This window comes from Pseudoalteromonas sp. ECSMB14103 (assembly GCF_000813065.1).
GTDB lineage: Bacteria > Pseudomonadota > Gammaproteobacteria > Enterobacterales > Alteromonadaceae > Pseudoalteromonas > Pseudoalteromonas marina.
On record NZ_JWGY01000010.1, the window covers coordinates 15,876 to 38,815 of the forward strand.

At 42.6% G+C, this 22,940-nt stretch carries 14 protein-coding genes; 11 read left to right on the forward strand and 3 right to left on the reverse strand.

All coding sequences use genetic code 11. The features are described from left to right. Positions 1-16 precede the first annotated feature (16 nt). From RF53_RS15110 to RF53_RS15145, 8 genes are all read left to right on the forward strand, one after another. Complete coding sequence (locus tag RF53_RS15110; RefSeq protein ID WP_235420635.1) at positions 17-784, forward strand: sulfite exporter TauE/SafE family protein; 768 nt, start codon at positions 17-19, stop codon at positions 782-784. 106 nt (positions 785-890) lie between these two features. Beyond that, complete coding sequence (locus RF53_RS15115) at positions 891-2,951, forward strand: glycoside hydrolase family 31 protein (protein ID WP_039038160.1); 2,061 nt, start codon at positions 891-893, stop codon at positions 2,949-2,951. Positions 2,952-3,040: 89 nt separating this feature from the next. Then, entirely contained in the window at positions 3,041-4,780 is a 1,740-nt protein-coding gene (locus tag RF53_RS15120) for a solute:sodium symporter family transporter (RefSeq protein ID WP_039038161.1), read from the forward strand. Between the two features lie 213 nt (positions 4,781-4,993). Further along, positions 4,994-7,435 (forward strand): TonB-dependent receptor, encoded by a 2,442-nt coding sequence (locus RF53_RS15125; protein ID WP_039038162.1) that lies wholly within the window; start codon positions 4,994-4,996, stop codon positions 7,433-7,435. Between the two features lie 207 nt (positions 7,436-7,642). After that, a complete protein-coding gene (locus RF53_RS15130) occupies positions 7,643-9,226 on the forward strand; it encodes an alkaline phosphatase (protein ID WP_039038163.1) in 1,584 nt (527 codons plus the stop codon). A gap of 11 nt (positions 9,227-9,237) precedes the next feature. After that, a complete protein-coding gene (locus RF53_RS15135; RefSeq protein WP_039038164.1) occupies positions 9,238-11,028 on the forward strand; it encodes an alkaline phosphatase in 1,791 nt (596 codons plus the stop codon). 112 nt (positions 11,029-11,140) lie between these two features. After that, positions 11,141-11,869, forward strand: a complete 729-nt coding sequence (locus RF53_RS15140) for a hypothetical protein (RefSeq protein WP_039038165.1) — start codon at positions 11,141-11,143, stop codon at positions 11,867-11,869. A gap of 478 nt (positions 11,870-12,347) precedes the next feature. After that, a complete protein-coding gene (locus tag RF53_RS15145; RefSeq protein ID WP_039038166.1) occupies positions 12,348-12,935 on the forward strand; it encodes a hypothetical protein in 588 nt (195 codons plus the stop codon). A gap of 126 nt (positions 12,936-13,061) precedes the next feature. Here the strand turns inward: RF53_RS15145 and RF53_RS15150 are convergent, their stop codons facing one another. Further along, entirely contained in the window at positions 13,062-14,951 is a 1,890-nt protein-coding gene (locus RF53_RS15150) for a monovalent cation:proton antiporter-2 (CPA2) family protein (protein ID WP_039038167.1), read from the reverse strand. Positions 14,952-15,070: 119 nt separating this feature from the next. Next, positions 15,071-17,467, reverse strand: a complete 2,397-nt coding sequence (locus RF53_RS15155) for a PKD domain-containing protein (RefSeq protein ID WP_039038168.1) — start codon at positions 17,465-17,467, stop codon at positions 15,071-15,073. 250 nt (positions 17,468-17,717) lie between these two features. On the opposite strand from RF53_RS15155, the gene RF53_RS15160 reads away from it, so the two are divergent. From RF53_RS15160 to RF53_RS15170, 3 genes are read left to right on the forward strand one after another with little or no spacing between them, the layout of a single operon-like run. Next, the gene (locus RF53_RS15160) at positions 17,718-18,374 is read left to right on the forward strand and encodes an ABC transporter ATP-binding protein (RefSeq protein ID WP_039038169.1); all 657 of its coding nucleotides are present in this window, start codon (positions 17,718-17,720) and stop codon (positions 18,372-18,374) included. Next, positions 18,367-20,802 carry an FtsX-like permease family protein gene (locus tag RF53_RS15165; RefSeq protein WP_052242908.1) on the forward strand — a complete coding sequence of 812 codons (2,436 nt, stop codon included), beginning with the start codon at positions 18,367-18,369 and terminating at the stop codon, positions 20,800-20,802. The genes RF53_RS15160 and RF53_RS15165 overlap by 8 nt, the downstream gene beginning before the upstream one ends. A 7-nt stretch (positions 20,803-20,809) precedes the next feature. After that, positions 20,810-21,919 carry a lipocalin-like domain-containing protein gene (locus RF53_RS15170; RefSeq protein WP_039038171.1) on the forward strand — a complete coding sequence of 370 codons (1,110 nt, stop codon included), beginning with the start codon at positions 20,810-20,812 and terminating at the stop codon, positions 21,917-21,919. 86 nt (positions 21,920-22,005) lie between these two features. Here RF53_RS15170 and RF53_RS15175 read toward each other — a convergent pair whose 3' ends face one another. Further along, positions 22,006-22,899: a DUF4097 family beta strand repeat protein gene (locus tag RF53_RS15175; RefSeq protein ID WP_039038172.1), complete on the reverse strand. Its 894-nt coding sequence runs from the start codon at positions 22,897-22,899 to the stop codon at positions 22,006-22,008. Between the last annotated feature and the right edge of the window lie 41 nt (positions 22,900-22,940).

The following is a 22,940-nucleotide window of genomic DNA, read 5'->3' on the forward strand; positions in this document are numbered from 1 at the left end:
GCCAAGGAAATTTAAAGTGTTCAGTATTTCATTCGAACTTATATTAGTTATGGCGCTTTGCTTAAGTGCAGCCACACTATTGCAAACACTCAGTGGGTTTGGTTTTGGGCTTTTAGTGGTAGCCAGTTTTACGCTATTAGATGTATTGCCATTAACGGCAACCACGTTTTTAGTAAGTTTGTTAGGGCTTGTTAACTCAACCACTGTGGTGGTTAAAAACCGCAATGCAGTAAAAATCCCCGAACTAAAACTCATGCTATATACGGGCATTCCGATAATGTTACTAGGGTTTGTTTTACTTGAATATATGTCGGCGCATTTAACTCAGTTTTTAAATTTTATATTGGGCATTAGCATTTTATTGTGCTGCGCTTTAATGCTAGTAAAACGAAAGCGAACCGACAGGCAAAGTCGTCCTCGCTCCTTTTTAATTGCAGGTGGGGTAAGTGGTTTACTGGGCGGGTTGTTTTCAACGTCGGGACCGCCGCTGGTGTTTCAGTGCTATAAACAAGCTTGGTCTATTGAAGCAATTCGTAGTACGTTACTTGCAGTGTTTACCATTGGTGGCATAGTGCGGGTGGGTATTGCTTTATTTGGCACCTTGCCTGATCTCGATATTATGTTTTTAATTGCGGCTGCAATTCCTTTAGTATTACTTGTGACTCATTTTTCAAGACGCTTAACCCCATACGTAGATGCAAAATGGATACGCATTATTGCCATCACGCTACTGGGTGTAAGTGGTGTATCGCTGGTGGTTACCTCGGCGCCTACCCTAGTTTAAAGTGAGTGGTGTTAATTAATTAAAGTTAAGTTTATTTACATTGACATAGGGATCACAATTATTTAACTTGTGTCTTATACAAGACTATAGTTGGTAAGGAACTCCCATGAATGCATTTGAATTACGTGAGCCAGACTGGAACGCAATAGAACCAGCGCGCTTAATTGCAGAGCCTAAATTGCAAGGCCATGTGCTAGTTTTACCGACTCAATTTGGTGAGGTCAGCGTTACCATAAGCGAGTTTGGTTTACGTTTAAATGCAGGCATAACGCAAGACCACGCGTTTAATATACTCAGCGCCACTCCTACTAATTTACCGTTATTACTTAATACATTGGGCCAAGGCTTTGCAGCCACAGCCGGTGAGTACCGTTTAGAATTTTACAGCGACCCATTTCATTTTAAGCTTTATAAAAACGACAAATTAGTACAGCAATCAGCAACCGATGGCCACTTTGTACGCCAGCATCGTTTACCGCCACTGGCTAAAACAGATCACGGCTGGATTTTAAGCCTAGAGCTTAATTACGACGAAGCCGTATATGGCCTTGGTGAAAAGTGGGGCAAGCTTGATAAACGCGGCCAACTTATTCGTTCATACAATCACGATGCACTGGGCGTAAATGCCGAAAAATCATATAAAAATACCCCATACGCTTGGAGCCCAGAGGGCTGGAACTTATTTGTACACACGCCAGCGCCCGTTACCCATGGCGTAGGTTACGCACTTTGGTCGCAACGTGCTTATGTGTGTTTAGTTGAAGACGACGCACTTGATGTATTTTTATACCAAGAGCAAACGCCTGCACAAAGTATTAATCGCTACTGCGAGCTAACTGGTTTTGCACCGGTACCACCGCAGTGGAGCTTTGGCGTTATTTTATCAAAAGCGTATTACAAAAATGCTGATGAGCTATTAAGTGTTGCCCGCGAAGTACGTGCTAAAAATATGCCGTGTGATGTAATTACCCTTGATGGCCGAGCATGGCAAGACACCGACACCCGCTTTGCTTTTGAATGGGACCCAACACGTTACGCCGACCCAAAACCTGTGCTTGATGAACTAAAAGCCATGGATTTTAAAATTTGTGTGTGGGAATACCCGATGATCTCGGTAAACAACCCATTATTTGCTAAAGCGGCCGAGAACGGCTGGCTAATAAAAGACAAACGCACAGGTAAAGCGTATCAATACGAGTGGGATTTAAGCCCCTTTGGCGAAGTACTAACGCCGTTACCAGAGTCGGGTATTTTAGATTTTACTCACCCCGATGCATACGAATACTGGCTCGAATCGCACAAGCCATTGTTTGAGCTTGGCGTTGATATGATAAAAGCAGACTTTGGCGAACAGCTAGAAGACGAAAACATGGTATCGCATAGTGGCGACAGCGGCATTAGACTGCATAATGTTTATAGCATGCTGTACAACCGCTGCGTTTATGAAGCTGCCGAAAAGTACTGTAAAACAGGCCCCTTTTTGTTTAGCCGCTCAGCGTGGACGGGTAGCCAACGTTACCCTGCTCAGTGGGGCGGCGATCCACAAGCCGATTGGCAAGGCTTAGCAGCAAGTATTCGCGGCAGCTTAGCGTGGGGCATGTCGGGCGGGCCATTTTTTGCAACCGATATTGGTGGTTTTTATAAAGATACGCGCGATGCAGAGCTTTATGTACGCTGGGCGCAAGCGTCGGTATTTAGTGCGCACATGCGTTTACATGGCATTGGCCCACGCGAACCGTGGTCTTACACCGAGCAAGCAAGTGACGCGGTATTTGCAGCGCTTAAATTGCGTTATCAGTTAATTCCATATTTACAAACATGTGCAGAGCAAGCGCAGCAAACAGGGCTGCCTATTCAGCGCGCTATGGCACTGGCATTTCCTGATGATGTATTAGCACATAGTTTTGATCAGCAATTTATGTGCGGCGAAAAACTCCTTGTTGTGCCATGCGTTGTACCAAACGGTAAAGTGAAGTTTTACTTACCGCAAGGGGAATGGTTGAGCTTTCCTGATAGGCAGGCATACCAAGGCGGAAAGTATTACGAAGACACGCTTGAGCTTACACAAATGGCCGTGTTCGTTCGTAAAGGCGATACGCTATTGCTAGGCCCAGATGTTCAACACACAGAGCAAGACATGAGCCAGTTAACTGCGTGGCCAAATTAAAAACTCGTTTTAAAACACACACAACACACATAATAATAAAGATATTAGCTTACTTTTTAACGAGTTAAGTAAGCTTAAAGGAACACAGTATGGAAGGTATGAACATTACCATGACACTGCTATCGTGCTTGGCGTTTATGGCGCTGGTGGGATATATCTCGTACCAAAAAACCAAAGGGGAAGTTAACACCCAAGACGGTTACTTTTTAGCGGGCCGTGGTTTAACAGGTACATTTATAGCAGGGTCGATGATCCTCACTAATTTATCGGCCGAGCAACTTATTGGCCTTAATGGCTCAGCGTATGGTTACAACCTTAGTTCAATGGCATGGGAAGTAACCGCAGGTATTTCTACCATTATTATGGCGCTGATCTTTTTACCGCGCTATTTAGCTGGGGCATTTTCTACCTTACCCGAGTTTTTACGAGATCGTTTTGACGATACCGTACGCCGCATGACCGTGATCTTATTCATGGTCGGATACTGCTTTATTACTATTCCTTCGGTTTTGTACTCAGGATCAATCGCCGTGCTTAGGCTATTTGATGTACCCGCCTTATTAGACATGAGTTATCAAGCAAGCCTTATTGTTACCATTATTATTGTCGGCTCCGTGGGCGCTATATACGCGGTATTCGGCGGTTTAAAGGCGGTTGCCGTATCCGATACTATTAACGGTGTTGGGTTACTTATTATTGGTATTTTAGTGCCAACGCTTGGGCTTATTGCGCTTGGCGATGGCAGCTTTGCTGATGGTTTAAGTACTTTAGTAAATACCGATACCGAAAAGCTTAATGCTATTGGTAGCGAGGATGATCCCGTGCCATTTGGCACTATTTTTACCGGTATGATCCTCGCTAATTTATTTTATTGGGGTACAAATCAGTACGTGATCCAGCGCACATTAGGTGCTAAAAACTTAGTTGAAGGGCAAAAAGGAGTGTTGTTTTCAGGGTACTTTAAAGTACTAGTCCCCTTTATGATGATGATCCCAGGGGTTATTGCGTACCATCTTTATAAGCACGAAAGCCTACAAACTATTGATTTAGCCTACCCACACTTAGTGAAAGATGTACTTCCTCAGTACTTATCAGGTTTCTTTTTAGCGGTGCTACTAGGTGCGGTATTTAGCTCGTTTAATTCATTACTAAATAGCGCCGCAACGCTGTTTTGTTTAGATGTTTATAAACCCATGAAAAAAGACAAAGTAAGCGACGAAAAGCTCATTAAAGTGGCCAAAATAACCAGTATTGTTATTGCTGTTTTGTCGTTTATAACCGCGCCATTACTCATGTTTGCACCCGAAGGCTTATGGCATATTATTCGTGTATTTACCGGTTTTTATAACATTCCGGTCATCACAATTGTGTTAGTGGGTTTATTTACTCGTAAAGTGCCTGCATTGGGCGCTAAAGTGGCGATTATTTTTCATGTTATTGCCTACACGCTACTTAAATTTGTGTGGGATGTTGATATTAACTTTATCCATATTTACGCCATTTTATTCTTTATTGAATTGGCAATAATGCTAGGAATTGGTTACTACAAGCCACTTGCAAAACCGTGGCAATTTACCCGCAAAGCCGAAGTAAACTTAAGCCCTTGGAAATACGCACTGCCGTGCGCCATTGTATTGGTTAGCTTAATAGTGAGCTTATATATTGTGTTTTCTCCTTTAGGCCTAGTTGGCGGTACCAGTGTTTATTTTGTGCCTAGCCTAATTACTGTTTGGACATTAGCTGCATTGTTTAGCTGGTGGAGCGTGCGTCGTTGGCATGTGCGATACGAAAACAGCCTCGCCCATATAGGTGTCACAAAGGCTGCATAAACACAGGTTATAACCACTATACGTGATTTTAAATCACATTTTATTCACATAATGTTTGCATTACGAAGTTTGATTGTTTAAATTTGTAGCTCTTATATAAGATATAAGAGCTGGTAAGGAAAATACTTAACACACACTGTCACCGTAATTTAGCAAACCACACAATTGCTAGCGCGGTACCACACAGCACACACGCACAATATGGAGAATGACATGAGAGCTAAAAAGTCTATCTTAAGCTTGGCTGTCTCGTTAGCAATGACAACTGGTTTAGCTGTTAGCGCGCAAGTTAATGCTGCGCAAGAACAAGTAAATCAAACGCAAGCGGAACAAGAACAGCAAAATAATAAAAACGATTCATTTGAAAAAATAGTGGTGACATCGCAAAAGCGCACGCAAAGCTTAAACGAAGTGCCGGTTGCCGTATCGGTGCTAAATAGCGATCAAATTAATTCAGCGTTTGCTAATAATATGGAAGGTTTGCAATCGCTTGTGCCGTCTGTGAGCTTTAGAAAAGGCACCACAACCCGTAACTCGGCGCTCACCGTGCGTGGTATTGGTACAATTTCATTTAGTATTGCTGCCGAGCCAAGTGTGGCAACGGTTGTTGATGGCGTAGTACTTGGTCGCTCTGGTCAAGCTTTTGCTGATTTATATGATGTAGACCGTATTGAAGTACTGCGCGGCCCACAAGGCACACTATTTGGAAAAAATGCCTCGGCTGGTGTGGTAAATATCACAACAAAAGATCCGTCTTACGACACTACTGGCAGTATAGAAACCTCGTTTTATCAAGACAACGAATACCGCTTTAAAGGCGTTGTAAGTGGCGGCCTAAGCGACGACTTAGCAGCAAGCTTAACCGTATTTAAAGGTAAGTTTGATGGTTACATAGATAACGTATATAACAACGAAAAAGTAAACGGCTACGATCGTGAAGGTGCGCGTGCTGTATTTAAATACGAACCAACCGACGACCTAAACGTTAAATTTATTGCAGAATACTACAACGCCGATGACGACTGTTGTGCCGATTTAGAAGCCCTACCAAGTGGCCGTAATCCTGATTCAAAAGCGGCGCCAAACAGTAACGGTATTGTTGATGGCGTTGCTGACATAGACCTAGATCAACGTAAAGTTGACCACGACTATGAGTCGCGCACAATAGATAAACACAGCGCGTTTTCAGTACAAGTTGATAAAACCATTGGCGACCACACGTATACATCAATTACTGCACAGCGCTCGTGGGATAACACCGAGTTTCGTGAAGGTGATTTTACCTCTATTGCCGGCGACAGCAATCAACCCGTATTTGGTGTGCCATTTCAGTTACATGATATTGGTGAGCAGCAATGGGATCAGTTTTCACAAGAGTTTCGTGTAACGTCTAACCTAAGTGGGCCATTTAACTACGTGGCTGGTTTATTTTACTGGAACATGGACTCACAACGTAACTTTACTCGCGATGCCAGTTGCCAAAATAACGCAGGCCAGTTAGATAGCGCCATGGCGTTTTACGCGCAAAATAACTTGTCGGGTGCAGAGCTAGACGCAGCGCTTGCCGACTTAGATGGCTACGCACAGGGCTTAGGCGTTAGCTGTAATGCGAACGACATTGTGTCGGCTACTGCATACATGAGTACAGAGTTTAATAACTGGGCAGCTTTTGCAGACGGTACTTATGAGTTATCTGACGATTTAACCATGCTATTTGGCCTGCGTTATACCGATGACGAAGTATCGTATACGCACCGCCGTGTCAGCAATGATGTATATGGCCGTCGTGGTGTAGGTGTACGCCCTGCAACGTTAAATACCGACGAGCAGGGTAAAGCTGAAGAAACTAACGTATCGGGTCGTTTAGGTATGCAATACGATTTAGGCGATGGCCAAATGGTATACGGTACTTACTCGCAAGGTTACAAAGGGCCTGGCTTTAATATTTACTACAACTTTAACCCTGACAACGACGGCCGTGAAATAGCGCCGGAAGAGTCTGACGCGTTTGAACTTGGCTATAAGTATGCAAGCAGCGACTTTGTGTTTAACTTTGCAGTATTTAAAACCGAAATTGAAGGCTTCCAAGCAAACAACTTTGATTGTTCAGACGGCACCTGTATTACTCGCTTAACAAACGCAGGCGACGTAAGCACACAAGGTGCAGAAGTTGACTTTATGTGGGCCGCAACCGATGCGCTTACGCTAACCGGTGGTATTGCTTATATTAAAGCCGAAATTGATGAATTTAATTGTCCGCCAGAAGTGGCCGCAGGCTCGTGTACTGACCGCTCAGGGCTAGATGTTCCATTTTCGCCAGACTTAAAGTACTCATTAAGCGCTGACTACTTTATTGAAACCGAACACGGCTTTAACGTGCACGTAAATGGCTCGTACATATACACTGACGAGCAATACTCTGACCTACCTAATAATGTAGGCGAGTTTAACCCAGCAGCCTTATTACCAGATTACGGTATTTTAAATGCAAGCGTAGGTTTATCGTTTAAAGACGATGCCTTTAGAGTATCGCTTATTGCTAAAAACCTAACAGACGAAAGCTATGCAACAACCTACAGTGGCGATAATTTCCGTTACCAAATACCGCGTGATGCAGAGCGCTACTTTGGGGTGTCGTTTAAGGCGCGTTTTTAATAGTTAAAAAATTTTCCCTTGTATAACAACAAGCGCAGCGTTAAACCGCTGCGCTTTTTTGTGTCTTATTTTTGTAAATCTTTGGTCACTTTTTCTTCATTAAAACGTCCTTTATTAGTCATATGTATTTTCTATAGTGCAGCGGTTACTTATTTGAGGTTTTAGCTTCAAGCAAAAATAACCACTACATAATGGGAATAATAAAGGATGAAAATTAAAAAAGTCGCTGCGGCGGTTGGGCTAACATTTATGTTAAGCGCTGCAAGTCATGCCAATGTATTACCACAAAGCCAAACAGACAATAACTGGTATACAAACGCACAAACTACGTTAGCTACTAAAAATACTCAGGCACAAAGTGCACAAGTTACAAAAGCAAAAAATGTAATTTTATTTGTGGGTGACGGCATGGGTATTTCTACCCTAACGGCAGCACGTATTTTAAAAGGCCAACGAGCAGGCAACCCAGGTGAAGAAGGTTATTTAAGCTTTGAAGAATTCCCGTATTCTGCGCAAGTTAAAACGTATAACGTAGATGCGCAAACGCCGGATTCTGCAGGCACAATGACCGCAATGATCTCAGGTGTTAAAACCGATGTAGGCGTAATTGGTGTAGACGAAGACATTGAGCGCGGTGTGTGTTCAACTGTATCGGGTAACGAGCTTTTAACCGCAACAGAACTAGCTGAAATTAAAGGCCTTGCAACAGGGGTTATTTCTACAGCGCGTATTACCCATGCAACGCCAGCGGCCACGTATGCTAAATCGGCAGACCGTAACTGGGAAGATATTTCAGATATGCCAGAAGGGTCAGAAGCCTGTGAAGATATTGCATCTCAACTGGTTAACTTTGAAAAAAACCTAGAAGCGCGCTTTTTAGGTACCGACGTAGACGGCCTTGATTTTGTAATGGGCGGCGGTCGTCGTCATTTTTTACCAAAAGATGCTGCGGCTAATTCAAGCGATGCAACAAGCGCCGTTGAAGGCGATCGTACCGATGAGCGTAACCTTGTCACTGAGTGGCAAACACAATATCCAAATGCAACGTACGTCATGGACCAAGCAGGGTTTGATGCGATTGCCGATGACGCTACGAAAGTATTTGGCTTATTTAACGAATCGCACATGCAATACGAAGCTGACCGTGCAAACGATGTAGCAGGCGAGCCTTCACTTACCGACATGACGACTAAAGCGATTGATGTACTGGGTAAAAACGAAAATGGCTTTTTCTTAACGGTTGAGTCGGGCCGAATTGACCACGCACATCATGCGGGTAACGCTTACAACGCACTTAACGACACCATTGAATTTGCCAATGCAGTGCAAGCGGCAATCGATAATACCAACCCAGAAGAAACCCTTATTTTAGTCACTGCCGATCACAGTCACGTATTTACTATTGCTGGTTACCCTAAGCGCGGTAACCCAATTTTAGGCCAAGTAGTGGCCGTAGGCCAAACAGCGCCAAGCCTTGCTGCCGATGACATGCCATACACTACAGTAGGGTATGCAAATGGTTTAGGTTTTAGAGACCTAGGTGATGAAACAAACGCTGATGCAGCGTACTTAAGCGGCCCAGTCGCTGGGCGTGTTGAGCTAAACGGCGTTGATACAACAACCCCTGGTTTTCACCAAGAAACAACCGTACCACTAGGCTCTGAAACGCATGCTGGTGAAGATATTTCATTGCATGCTAAAGGCCCTGGTGCACAACTTGCTCAAGGCGTTATTGAGCAAAACGTTGTATTTCATCTAATTAACCAAGCTCTTGAATTAACTCAGCAATAATGGCGGCGAACATGAAAAAATTAACAGTACTTTCTTTAGCAGTAATGGTCGCGCTAGCGGGTTGTTCAAGTGATGACGATAAAAGTGATAACAACATTATCGCAGTAGACAACGCCATAGCCGTGGGCTCAGCGCAATGTATTAATGGCGGTGTAGAAACCCAAGTAGGCGTAGATACAAACGAAAATGGTGTACTCGATAGCGGCGAAGTTAACTCATCTAACCTAGTGTGTAATGCGCCGGCAACGTCGCTAACTACTGAGCAATTAGCTAACCTTACAGGTAATGCCTGGTATAGCGACGCGCAAACAAAGTTATCAGCAACGCAGCAAGCTAATACCGAGGCGGTTACAGAGTCGGGCAAGGCGAAAAATGTTATTTTATTTGTTGGCGACGGTATGGGTATTTCTACCGTTACGGCTGCACGTATTTTAGCGGGCCAGCTTGAAGGCGGTATGGGTGAAGACTACCAACTTAGTTTTGAAACCATGCCTTACTCAGGCTTTGTTAAAACGTACAACGTAGATGCACAAACACCTGATTCAGCAGGCACAATGACGGCAATGGTGTCAGGTGTTAAAACTGATGTTGGCGTAATCGGTGTAGACGAAGACATTGAGCGCGGTGTTTGTTCAACCGTTGCAGGTAATGAGCTGGTCACCTCGCTTGAGCTTGCTGAAATAGCAGGTAAAGCAACAGGCCTTATTTCAACGGCACGTATTACTCACGCAACACCCGCGGCAACGTATGCGAAGTCGGCTGATCGTAACTGGGAAGATAACTCTGATATGCCAGCAGGTTCAGACGCATGTGAAGACATTGCATCGCAACTTGTTAACTTTGAAGCTAACCTAGAAGCACGCTTTGCAGGCATTGATGTAGATGGTATTGACGTAGTAATGGGTGGCGGTCGTCGTCACTTTTTACCAAAAGATGCCGCAGCTAATTCAAGCGATGCAATCAGCGCAGTTGAAGGGGATCGTACCGATGGCCGTAACTTAGTAACCGAGTGGCAAGCTACTTACCCTAATGGCAACTACGTAATGGACCAAACAGGGTTTGATGCAATTAGCGACGATGCTACAAAGGTGTTTGGTTTATTTAACGAATCTCACATGCAATACGAAGCTGACCGTGCAAACGATGTAGCGGGCGAGCCTTCGCTTTCACAAATGACCGAAAAAGCAATCAACGTGCTTAACAACAACGAAAACGGCTTTTTCTTATCGGTAGAGGCCGGGCGAATAGATCATGCACACCACGCAGGCAATGCATACAACGCGCTTAACGACACCATTGAATTTGCTAAAGCCGTTAAAGCCGCTATGGACAGCACTAACCCAGAAGAAACGCTGATTGTGGTGACTGCCGATCACAGCCATGTATTTACTATTGCAGGCTACCCAAAACGTGGTAACCCAATATTAGGTAAGGTGGTTGCAGTTGGCCAAACCGAGCCAAGCCTTGCAGCCGACGACATGCCATATACTACAGTAGGCTACACCAATGGTTTAGGCTACAGAGACTTAGGCGATGAAACCAATGCCGACGCTTCTTACTTAGCTGCACCGGTTACAGGGCGTGTTGATTTAACAAATGTTGATACAACCACACCGGGCTTTCACCAAGAGTCGTTAGTACCACTTAGTTCAGAAACCCACGCGGGTGAAGATGTAGGTGTTTACGCAATGGGCCCAGGTGCACATTTAGTAACAGGCACAAACGAGCAAAGCTTTTTATTCCATGTAATGGACTTTGCCGCAGACCTAGTTAAAACAGCCGATGAAACAGTGGCTCAGTAAATAGAGCCTATTAAAAGCCCGCATTATTTTGCGGGCTTTTTTATGTCATAAAAATGCCATTGTTAGTGGTTATGTTATGGCAATAACAGTGACGTTAAATATAGAGAGCACCATGAAAACAGCATTATCATTACTCGCAACCATGTTGGTTGCCACACTAACAAGCGCCAGCGCAGTTGCCACTCAGTGCAACCTAAATAGCCAGTATTTAAAAGCCGACTACACAATTACCAACACCCACAAAAATAAGCAAAGTAGTCAGGTACTTACACTTTGGCGTAATAACCAGCAAGTCGCACATCAAAGCGATGTTACTACTGAGCTGTGGCAACATTTAGCTAATAAACAAATTCGTCCAATACGTTATTTTAATGCCCAACAACGCGGTATTGAGTATCAGCCATCGGAAGTGCGCGGCGTACAAAATTGGAGTGCTAAAAATCAGCTGGTGGATAATCACTTAATTAAAAAAATGACCCTTACAAAAACGCAAGGCACAGGCTGTGATGAGGTAAAAAACTACACCTACCAAGAGGGTGAAAATACCTACACACTTGCTTTTTATAGCCAAACCCAGCTTGTTAAATCTTTTAGTGTAAATAACACAAAAAACCAAACAATCACGTTACTAAGCTTAAATAACGTAAGCTACAACAAGCAGCAAATTACTTCGCAATTTGCACAGTGGGACCGCTTTCAAACCACCGATTACGCCGACATTGGCGATAACGAAAACGACCCGTTTTTAGCAAAAATGATAAACCTAGGTTTTATAGAGCACGGTGCAACAGGGTTTTACAACCAGCAAGGTGAAGCGATTCAAGGCGGGCACCATCACTAGGGTTTAGCGTTTTTAAATGAAGTAGCTCATAGCTGAAAGAATGACAGTTATGAGCTACAAGTAATGCTGAAAGAGCTTCCCTAAATTCTTGCCACAGATATAACCTAATCAGATACCTTTTTTTCGTATTTTCAAAGTTAACATATCGCAGGAGGTTCTTTTTTGATAAAACATAAGTTACTTAAAATCGGTACGAGAGCAAGATTTAAAGCATCTTTATAGTAAAAAATAAAGCTAGAGACTCATTCATTAATTGAGTTAATGGTTTTTTGCTTCTATAAACGGACAATCATTCAGTATCCTGTCCGTGACTATATTTAGCCAAGCATCATAATGGAAACTAATCCAATATAAAGAGGCTAATTAGTAATGGAAAAGTTGATTATGAAACTATTAAGCGCAGTGAGAGTTGAGAATGTTTCAACAGTTACTGTTTGTATTTGTCTTGTTTTATTAGTATTTAAATTAGGGTGAAAAAATGGATATTGATGAGTTGACTGAGTTAGTTCAAGGGAAAGCTTTATTTGCAGGCGCTTATAAAAATACACTTAAAGATGTAGTGGAAGTGAGAGAAATTTTAAAAGCTTCTTATAAACATAATGAGTTTCCATACTATTCAGAGTTTGAACGTAGCTGGAATATGCTTAGGGAAAACTCATCACATAATGTAATTGAGCGTGAACAAGTAGAAAGCAATCCATTAAACAGCTTTTTATACCTTATAGAATCTGGGCTTTATCCACCCCCTGAGTTATTAATTGTTGTCGCGAGTTGTTTTAGAGCTCATATGATTAGCGGAGGGAAAACTGATCTATCTGAAGATTTCTTCGGAAAAGATAAGCCATTCGATCATTGTATAAACGTGTCTAAGATTACTAAGTATATGGATTTTGAATTAAAATGGGTTATTGATAAAAAGGAATCATTGCAGGCCGTTGCGGAACAATACTTACTAGAATGCTCAGAAAAAAATAATAACACATTCGGTGAAAATACTGATGTTGAAAGCTTCTTAAGGGGTTATCGTCGTTGGAAAAATGATTCAAAAAAACAAAAATATTATTAAAAATTATTTAGGGATTGAATGTTCTTCGCAGTGATAGCTGCAGGCTTAATAGAGCGTTTAGCAATCATATCCCCAGTTTATGTGCTGCCAGCTATTGCCAACAGCACAAATATAAAAGCCTTAACACTACTCCAAATGAGTATCATCAGGCTTTTTAGGCCTATCGGCGAGCTCTGTTAGGCCATCTTCGCAATCGCCGCTATCGCAGGTATTTAAATCATTTTGTGCTTGCCTGTCTTGTTGTAATACTTGCTTTAAATCTTCCATTCGTTGGCGCACGGCTACGCCATAGCTGGCATCGTCACCCCATAGTTCGGCAAGTTGTACAACCGCAGCGCGATCGTGCTCTCTAAACAGCTTACCGGCGCGCTCGGCATCTTGTTTGTTGTTTCCAAGTAGCTCGAGTGCTTCTACGGCTAAATTAATAGCTGAATCGACGGTTTCGCGGTTAAAGGCATCTACTTTTAAATTAAGTAATTTGTAAGCGTGGCGACGGTCTATTGCGCGGGCAACAATTTTTAATTGTGGGTAGTTTTTGTGGGCAAGCTCAATTATTTCAATGGTTTTGTCTGGGTCATCAATGGCAACAACCAGCATTTGTGCGGTATGAGCGCCTGCGGCTTCAAGGAGTTCTTGGCGGGCGGCGTCACCATAAAATACGGTATTACCAAAGCGGCGTAGTAATTCTATTTGGCTGGGGCTGTGATCGAGTACTGTTATTTCGTAGCCTTGGGCGTGTAATAAACGGCCCATAATTTGTCCAAACCGTCCGTAGCCCGCAATAATAACGTGTTTAGCTGTGCTAATTTGCTCTGGCTTGTCGAACTCTGGCGCACTGGTATGGCTGCGCTTTTCGAGTTGTTCGTACATCATTAACAACAGCGGCGCTACTAACATGGATACGGCGACGACCAGGGTTACTAAGCTTGTTTGTTCTGGTGTTAAGATAGCCAGTGTTGTGGTTACGCTTAATAATACAAAGGCAAATTCGCCGCCTTGTGCAAGGGCTAATGCAAATAGTAAGCGCTGTTTTTTACTGATGTTAAAGGTAATGGCAAGGGCATATAAAATACAGGCTTTTACCACAATAAGTAATGCAACAAGTGCGATAACAGTTGAAAACTCACTAGCCAATAACTCAAAGTTGATAGAAGCACCTACGGTTATAAAAAATAACCCTAGAAGTAGGCCTTTAAAGGGCTCTATATCGGCTTCGAGCTCGTGCCTAAATTCACTTTCGGCAAGGACTACCCCTGCTAAAAACGTTCCTAATGCTGGTGAAAGCCCAATACTTTGCATAACAAGAGCAATAGCCACCACTAAAAATAGCGCAAAAATAGTGAATATTTCACGCATGTGAGTTTTAGCTATGTATCTAAATAATGGGGCTGATACGTATTTACCACCGGCAATAATGGCTGCGATCACGCCTACCGATACAGCAACTTGTTGCCATACTGGCCAGTTGGCAATAATAGAATGGCTGATTTCTTTAGAGCTACTTGGTGGAGCAAAGGCAAGTAATGGCAGCAGTGCCAAAATAGGAATAATGGCTATGTCTTGAAATAATAGAACTGAGAATGCATTTTGGCCGGCTTCGCGCTTTAGCCAGCCTTTTTCTTCAAGGCTTTGCAGTACAATAGCGGTTGACGATAACGCGAGCATTAAACCAATAGCGAGTGCGGTTTGCCAAGGCATGGTAAAAAACCAAAAACAAAACGCAAAAATAACGGCGGCGGTTAGCACTACTTGCAGGCCACCGAGTCCTAAAATTGAGTGGCGAAGCTTCCATAAGCGGGAAGGTTGCAGTTCAAGGCCAACTAAAAATAGCATCATCACTACGCCAAATTCGGCGAAATGCATTACATCTGTTTGATCGCCCACTACCCCTAATGCATAGGGGCCAATGAGTATGCCGGCAATTAAGTAACCCAGTACCGAGCCAAGGCCCACTCGCTTGGCGATAGGAACCGCCACAATAGCCGCAGCTAAGTATATTAACGCTATTTCTAACACGTGCTTACCTTATTAACGTTGAGATAAATAGCATGGCTTAGGTGCGTATAAAATACAATGAGTTATGTGGATATATGCTGTTATTTGTTGTGTGCGTTTTAAAAACGCACACAACAAGGCTAAATATTACATATGTTTATAATAGCTGATCTTGGATCGTCAGACGCTGAATAAAAAATAGTAATAGGCCAATTATAAGTGTTCTCAACGTTGCTTTCGGTTACCGTCACCTCAAATTTAGCAGTTGCTGGTAGGTCTATAAGCAGTTCGCTATCTAGGTAGGTGCTTCCTGATTTTTGCAAAACGAGTGCCTGAGTTTGGTTAAATTGATATTCAAAACGTGCAGAGGCTAGCAGTGTTTCGGTCATGTTAAAGTTTACGTTAATGGTATCTGGCCCGGTAAACTCAGGACATACAAATACGGTAACCTCCACGCTTTGAAATACGGGTAAACTGTTTTGTTCTAAGTCTATCGTAAAGTTATTTTGGGTAATTGCGGGAGAGTTATAGATGGCATTAGCAAGGCGCGGATCGGTGCTAGCTATAGTAATGTTTTCACCTTCAGCTAAGTTAAGTGTTTCGTTAAACTGACCTGCGCTATTTGTGGTGTACGGCACATTGTTAATTGTGAGTTTGGCATTACTAATTGCGGTTCGTTGCACGTTGGTAATTTGCCCTTTTATGTTGCCCGTTATTTGCGATGAATCAGTCGCTGTAACTGTAAATTGAATGCTAGCTTGGTAGTTGTCGGCATCAGTCACCGTGAGCGTTAAGGTGTAGTTACCAGTTAGATCAGGTGTTAATTCGGTTATGTTTTGGTTGGTGCTACTTAAATTAGCAGATGAATCTGTTGGTGTAGACAGCTCCCATTCATAGCTAAGCGCGGTCCCCTCTGGGTCATAGCTTTGGCTTGCATCAAAGGTAACTGTACTACCAACGGTGCTATAACGGACTAGCTCACCGGTATACATAATAACGGGCTGGGCGTTTTGCGTAACATTAATAGTGAGTGTTTGCGTGTCTGAAAACTGCTCGCCATCATTGGTTTTAAGTGAAACAACAACTTGCCCTTCTGTCGGCGCACTAAGTGTGGGCGCTGAGCTACTTGTACTGCTTAATACAGCTTGATTTGACGACGAAACTATTTCCCAATGGTAACTTAAAACGGCGCCTTCAGGGTCGTAACTGGCTGAGGCATCTAAGATGGCTTGCTCGTCAACACTAATTGAAGGTTTGTAACTTACTAAGGTAACTGGTTTTTTATTATCCTTTGCATGTAGCACCGAGGTTGCTTGTGGTGAGCTGAGTTCACCGTCAGATACAATTAGGGTAACAACGTAATCGCCTTCAACATCAGCAGTAAGCGAAGGAGTAGCCGATGTATTTTGCTGTAATTGCGCAGTGCTGTTTTCAGGCTTTGCTTGCAGTTGCCAATTATAAGTTAGTGGATCGTTATCGGGGTCGCTACATTGTTGGCATTGCAAGGTAGTTAATGTATTTAAGGTTATGTCTGTTTGTTCTGTAAGAACAGCAATAGGCGCTTTGTTTTCGGTGGCAACGGTTAGGGTTACTTGTGCGGTATCACTTAGGTTACCTTCATCGGTTACGCTAAGGGAGATTATGTAATCACCTAACTCATTCGATGCAAAGCCTGCATTTTTGGCAATTGCATCAGATAAACTTGGATCGCTGTTCTCAGGCTTAGAGGTGATTGCCCATTGATAACTTAGCGTGTCGTTTGTATCCGGATCGGTACTTTGTTCACCATTTAGTGTTACGAGTTGGTTGGGTGAAAGTGTACTGTTTTGAACCGAAATCACGGCATTTGGCGCAGAATTTACAGTAAGCTGCTCACTTTTTATAAGTACGTTACTGTTGGCAGTATCGCCAACTGAGTTAGTAATAGTTAATTTAACGCTATACTCGCCTACTTTATCGGCAATAAATTGGCTGTTAACTCGGGTGCTGTTTTCAAGCTGTGTGGTGCTTGATGTCGGTTTGTTGGTAAATTGCCATTGGTAGCTATTAATTACCGCATTAGTAGCGGTACTTTGTGCTGCTGTTAATTTAACTATACCACCTTGTTTTACGGTTTGTGTGCTGCCTGCGTTTGCAATGAGCTGTGCGTTTGAGGTAACGGTAATTTGTTTGCTTACTACAGAGCTTGAAATTTTGCCGTCGCTTACAACAAGTTCTAACGTGTAGTCTTGCGCCTGCGATACCGAAAATTCAACAGTGCGTTGGTTGTTGGTATTAAGCGATATGTTTTGTTGATTATCTGTGCTACTGAGTTGCCACTGGTATGTGAGTGTATCGCCGTCAGGATCGCTACTATTTTCTGCACTAAAAATAATGGGTGTATTGATTTTATATTCTGATTGTTCAGTACTTATAACAGCCACAGGTTGCGCATTTGTGCTGACAGGAGGAGTGACTTGCTTTGTGTCAGAACCACCTGAACCACAAGCAGCCAATGTAAACAAAGTGGGTAATATAACTAAAAGTGTCCGTTTCATATTAATATCCTTATAAAGTTGATATTAATATGTACCCAAAATAGATATAAATCAAAAAATAAAAACAAACTTTTGTAGCTACTGTTAGGCGCTATGCAGTTATTTGGGTTTTAGTTGCTGATTTAGTTAAATAAACGCATTTACTATGAGTCAAAAAATTAATCAAAAATCCGCTTAAGTGACCGTATTACTGTTATGGTATCGTTTATATAACGGGCCGTATTTTTATTACAGGAATAACCTTTCTTTTATGATTTCGCTAAATAATGTGTTTTTTACACGCCAAGATGGTGGCACAAAACGACAAATAATTAATGATTTATCGTTAACTATTTTACCCGCTGCACACATTGCTTTGCTGGGTGATAGTGGCTCGGGCAAAACAACATTATTAAATTTATTAGCCGGTTTACTGTCTCCTGATGCAGGAACTATTACGGTTAATGAACAAAAAATTAGTGAATTGAGTGCCAGTGAGCTTGCGCTTTATAGGCGTAAAATAGGGATTATTTTTCAGCATTACCAATTACTCAGCCCGTTAAATGTAAAAGACAACATGTGCTTTCAAGCAAGGCTTACTGGGTTATCGCCGAGCGACGATGAAGTAAATACAATGGCTAAAAAGCTAGGCTTAGAAAATAAGCTAAAAGCGATGCCTGAACAGCTATCAGGTGGTGAGCAGCAACGAGTAGGAATAGGCCGTGCGCTATTAAATAAGCCCAAGCTACTATTGGCTGATGAACCGACCGGCAACCTTGATGCCGCTCGCTCACTCGATATCGTTACACTATTAAAAAGCTTGTGTGAAGAAGAGCAAATAATACTAATTATGGTCACTCATAGTCAGCAATTGGCTAATCAATTTACAACGCAACTATTTTTAAAAGATGGCCAAATTAATGGCTGAACTTAAACTTATTTTAATAACGTATATGCAGTTTTATCGCCGCCATGTAGGGCTGTTATTACTGTTTTTTATTGGTTTTAGTTTAGGTGCGGCATTACTGACTGCAATACAAGGTTTAAACCTAGAGGCCGGTAAGCGCTACCAACAAACCACAGCACTAATTGCAAACCCCGTGACGCATTTTATACGCCCTGTATTAGGTGAAAACAGGTTGCCCAACAGTATGTGGTCGCGCATTAGGGCCGCTGGTTTTACGCAGGTTCAACCCGTTTTAGAAGGTGTAATTGAAACCGATAAGCAGCAAAAGCTCGCACTGAGAGGTGTCAATTTATTGCAGTGGCTTACACAAAATACCGACAGCTCAGCATCAGCATCAACAGCAAACAATAGTTACTCCGGTTTTGAACAGCTACTAAATACTGTTTATATCGATCCTAAATTAATGCAGCGGCTAAATTTAAAAAACAGCCGTATTAATATAAAAATGGGCGATGCCACCCGCACTTTAACGGTAAGTGAACTGAAAGGTTTAGGCATGACCATGCTGGTGGACATTAGCCTTGCTGATAAATTACTGCGCGCAAATGGGATGATAAGTTACTTTGAAGTAAGTGGTTTAAATAGTAAACAAGCAGCTAAGTTAAACGCGTTGCTAGGCGAGCAAGCACGCCTTGAAGCTGCGCAAGAACAAGCTTTTGACGCGCTATCGGAGGCGTTTTTCTTTAATTTACAAGCGCTGGCATTGTTGGGTTATGTGGTAGGTGCGTTTTTAAGCTTTAACGCAATTAAGCTGGCATATAATGCGCGCGCTCACTTACAGCAGCAAATGTGGGTGTTGGGGTGTCAGCGGTCGGCGTTAATTAAGGCGCTGGCTATTGAATTAACGTTGCTTAGTTTTTTTGCGGCTGTGTTAGGTGCGATATTAGGCGCGGCACTAGCAAACGCCTTGGTCATGGATGTATCGGCCACTCTTCGAGGGCTTTACCAACTAGATAGAAGCTTTGTAGTAAACCTCGATAGCAGCATGGTTGCCAGTGGCTTTACACTTAATATTTTTGTTTTGTTAGGATTTTTAGCCAGCCAGTCGGCTCGATTAAGTACTGTTTTAGCGCGTATTAAGTGGCCAATGTTAATGCTCGCCATTGCAGCAACCAGTTATTTAGCGCTAACGGCAAATACCAAAATGGGCGCCTTGTTGCTGTGTGTTTGTGTGCTACTGCTCTTTTTTGTGGTTACGCCACCGATAGTTAAAGCTGTATTTAAGCTGCCATGGCCCACACAAAACCCGATTATTCAGTGGTTAAAAGCCGATAGCATAGTGCAATTACCTGCATTATTGAGCTCAGTACTCGCCATTTTAATGGCGATGGGTGCCGCTGTAGGCATGCAAATTATGGTTGGCAGTTTTAGCGACACCTTAGATACACACCTTGAAAAACGCCTAAGCGCCGATTTGTACGTAAGGCCCGATCAAAACATTCAAGCATTAGGAACCAAACTGACTGAGCTCCCAGAAGTTGAAAAGGTGGGCGTATATTGGTCAGCTAACAGTGAGCTTAAAACACCTAATTCCATGATTGCTGTTGATGTTATGGCATTTGGTGCAACGGCCAGTTACAACCAACATCTTACGTTGTTAAACAATAAAGCACCTACATCTACAGCATTTGAAAAAAACAAAAATGGAATTGTGGGTTGCTTAGTGAATGAACCCGCCTTGCTGCAGTACTCGCTTACAGTCGGTGACGTAATAACCCTAAGGCAGCATATTAATACACTAACGTGCCAAGTACGCGCTGCCTATTATGATTACGGCGAGCAAGGGTTAAATGTGGTAGTAACTACAACTGCGCTAGTAAATAGCAGCTTAAGTTACACCGAGTATGGTTTATCGCTATGGCTAAAGCCCAATAGCGACGTAGACGCCATAGCCGAATATATTCAAAAACAGCACCAATTAGATAGCCAACAAGTCATTGCCAATCAGCAGTTTAAGCGCTTTGCTAAGCAGTTATTTGGTAAAACTTTTTATGTTACTCAGGCGCTTAATATATTTATTATGCTGATTGCATTATTTGGTATGTGGGTGAGCTTTTTAACCCTGGGGCGGGGGCAATTGCAGCCTATGGCAGTATTACAAACGCTGGGTGTGACTCAACTGCAATTATTGGGTGCAAAAATATTGCAAGCCGCACTTATTATTTTAACCACCTTGTTATTGGCTATACCTTTGGGGCTTTGCCTTGGGTGGGTATTATTAACTTACGTAATGCCCATTGCCTTTGGTTGGACCATGGCCATGACCGTTAATTGGCTGCAATTAGGTGGTTTTACTGTGCTTATATTTATTTTAGCCTTATTTGTGAGTGCGTTACCGCTAATAAAATTAACGCGAAGCGCAGTTGCCGATAATGTCGCCAAGTTATAGGACTTACATGAATAGATTAAAAGCAGCCGTTATCTTTGTTTTTATTGGCACATTAAGCGCGTGCCAGCCAGAAGTAGAGCAAATAAGTAAAAATAAACCAATGCATAGCGGATTTGCACAGCAATTTGGTGAACCTGTAAATAAACACCAAGGGCTGAGCTTTCCAAGCGACCATGGGGCGCATCATCAGCAAGGTATTGAATGGTGGTACGTTACTGCTAATTTAGAGGCCGATAATGGCGACACCTTTGGTGTGCAATGGACTTTATTTAGGCTCTCTGTTGATGATAAAAACACTGCAACTGAAACGTCGCCATGGTGGAACGGGCAGCTGTATTTTGCTCACTTTGCAATACAATCAGATACCCAGCACCATGCGTTTGAAAAGTACGGTCGCTCGGGGCAAGTTAATATTACTGCGCAGCCATTTGAGGCTCGCTTAGATGATTGGCAGTTAGCAAGTAAAGAGGCAACATTTTTACCGCTTAACTTAAAGGCGCAGCAGGAAAATTACAGCGCTAATTTGGTGCTGGCTAATAGCCCACTTGTAAAACATGGCGAGCAAGGTTACAGCCAAAAAACGCATCAGGGGCATGCCTCTTATTATTACAGTTATCCGTTTTTACAAGCCAAAGGCAACATTACATTTGCGGGTGAAACGTATCAAGTAACCGGAGATGCTTGGTTAGACAGAGAGTGGTCTTCGGCGTTAATTGATCCGAGCCAAAATGGGTGGGACTGGTTTAGCATTCAGGCTGATGATAAAAAGCAGGGTGGCTTGATGGCATTTTGTATTCGTAATGGCCAACAAAGTTATGATTACTGCAGTGCATCACACATTACTTCCGATGGACAAGTACGCGCTATTGACAATAACGACGTGACCTTACAGGTATTAAAAACATCTGAGCTTACAACCCAAACGGCGCAAACAACGCCAAGTAATAAATCCTACCCTATTAAATGGCAGCTTAATGTTGAGGGGTTTGAGCCTATAACCATTGAAGCGCGTAACCCCGATTCACGTAATCAATTGAGTATTCCCTACTGGGAGGGGCGAATTAAAACCCAAGGTGGTTTTAAAGGTAAAGGTTATGCAGAGTTAGTTGGCTATTAGTGGGTTATAAAGTTTTTAAAAAGAAATGCACTTAAGCGCATGCTAAGTGCATTTTATTATTTAAAGCTGAGGTGATACACCTGATCTTATTGGTTGTATTTTACAGGGCCGTTCACATTATCAATGCTTACATCGCCAGAACCTGCTTCAGTAATAGTCAATGATTTTGCATGATTAACACGAATACTGCCCGAACCATCTTCAATGGTAACGTTTGCATCAACATGCTCAATGGTTAAGTCGCCTGAGTTATCTTCAACGTCTACAGCGCCATTAATATGTTGTATTGCTATGCTGCCCGAACCGTCTTCAACGGTTAATGTACCACGTACATTGCTTACACTCATATCGCCTGATCCATCATCAATATTTGCATTGCCATTCACGTTATTAATAGTAATGCTACCTGAGCCATCGTTAAGCTCTAGGTTGCCGGTAATGCTTTGAAGCGAAATATCACCCGAGCCATCGTCTATGTTTAAATTTTTAGCGCCATTGATTGATAAGCTGCCTGAGCCATCTTTTACATCAATATTATTTGTCATGGCGTTAATAGTTATATCGCCCGAGCCATCATCAATATCTAGCTTAAGGTTGTTAGGGACTGTGACCACTAAATTAATGCTTGGCGATTGACCGCTGTAAAAGCTAATTCCATTATTACTTGTATTTTGGGCAACAAGCTTTGCTTTAGTACCACTCTGATCGAGTGTGAGTTCGTATTCGTCGTCAATATCGGCTGTGTAAATAGTGGCGTCAACATTAATACTGGTTGCTGTTGATGAGCCCATTATTTTAAGTGAACCTGCGCCGCTTAATACGTCTAGGTATTCAAGGTTATTGCTAGGTAATGTAAGTTGTTGTGTTTGTTTTACCGATGCAACGCTTGGCGAAATATGAAACACGCAGCCACTTAATAATAAAATACCGCTAATTAGCGAAAGTGGTTTAGCAATGGTAGATACAGTTGATGAGCTCATGGTTAGTCCTTTTAATGTGACGTTATTTGTTAATATAACAA

Excerpts from the sequence above, each read along its gene's own strand:
- RF53_RS15170 (WP_039038171.1), top strand. The coding sequence starts at position 20,810 with ATGAATAGATTAAAAGCAGCCGTTATCTTTGTTTTTATTGGCACATTA.
- RF53_RS15130 (WP_039038163.1), top strand. The coding sequence starts at position 7,643 with ATGAAAATTAAAAAAGTCGCTGCGGCGGTTGGGCTAACATTTATGTTA.
- RF53_RS15140 (WP_039038165.1), top strand. The coding sequence starts at position 11,141 with ATGAAAACAGCATTATCATTACTCGCAACCATGTTGGTTGCCACACTA.
- RF53_RS15160 (WP_039038169.1), top strand. The coding sequence starts at position 17,718 with ATGATTTCGCTAAATAATGTGTTTTTTACACGCCAAGATGGTGGCACA.
- RF53_RS15135 (WP_039038164.1), top strand. The coding sequence starts at position 9,238 with ATGAAAAAATTAACAGTACTTTCTTTAGCAGTAATGGTCGCGCTAGCG.
- RF53_RS15120 (WP_039038161.1), top strand. The coding sequence starts at position 3,041 with ATGGAAGGTATGAACATTACCATGACACTGCTATCGTGCTTGGCGTTT.
- RF53_RS15145 (WP_039038166.1), top strand. The coding sequence starts at position 12,348 with ATGGATATTGATGAGTTGACTGAGTTAGTTCAAGGGAAAGCTTTATTT.
- RF53_RS15115 (WP_039038160.1), top strand. The coding sequence starts at position 891 with ATGAATGCATTTGAATTACGTGAGCCAGACTGGAACGCAATAGAACCA.
- RF53_RS15175 (WP_039038172.1), bottom strand. The coding sequence starts at position 22,899 with ATGAGCTCATCAACTGTATCTACCATTGCTAAACCACTTTCGCTAATT.
- RF53_RS15125 (WP_039038162.1), top strand. The coding sequence starts at position 4,994 with ATGAGAGCTAAAAAGTCTATCTTAAGCTTGGCTGTCTCGTTAGCAATG.
- RF53_RS15165 (WP_052242908.1), top strand. The coding sequence starts at position 18,367 with ATGGCTGAACTTAAACTTATTTTAATAACGTATATGCAGTTTTATCGC.
- RF53_RS15155 (WP_039038168.1), bottom strand. The coding sequence starts at position 17,467 with ATGAAACGGACACTTTTAGTTATATTACCCACTTTGTTTACATTGGCT.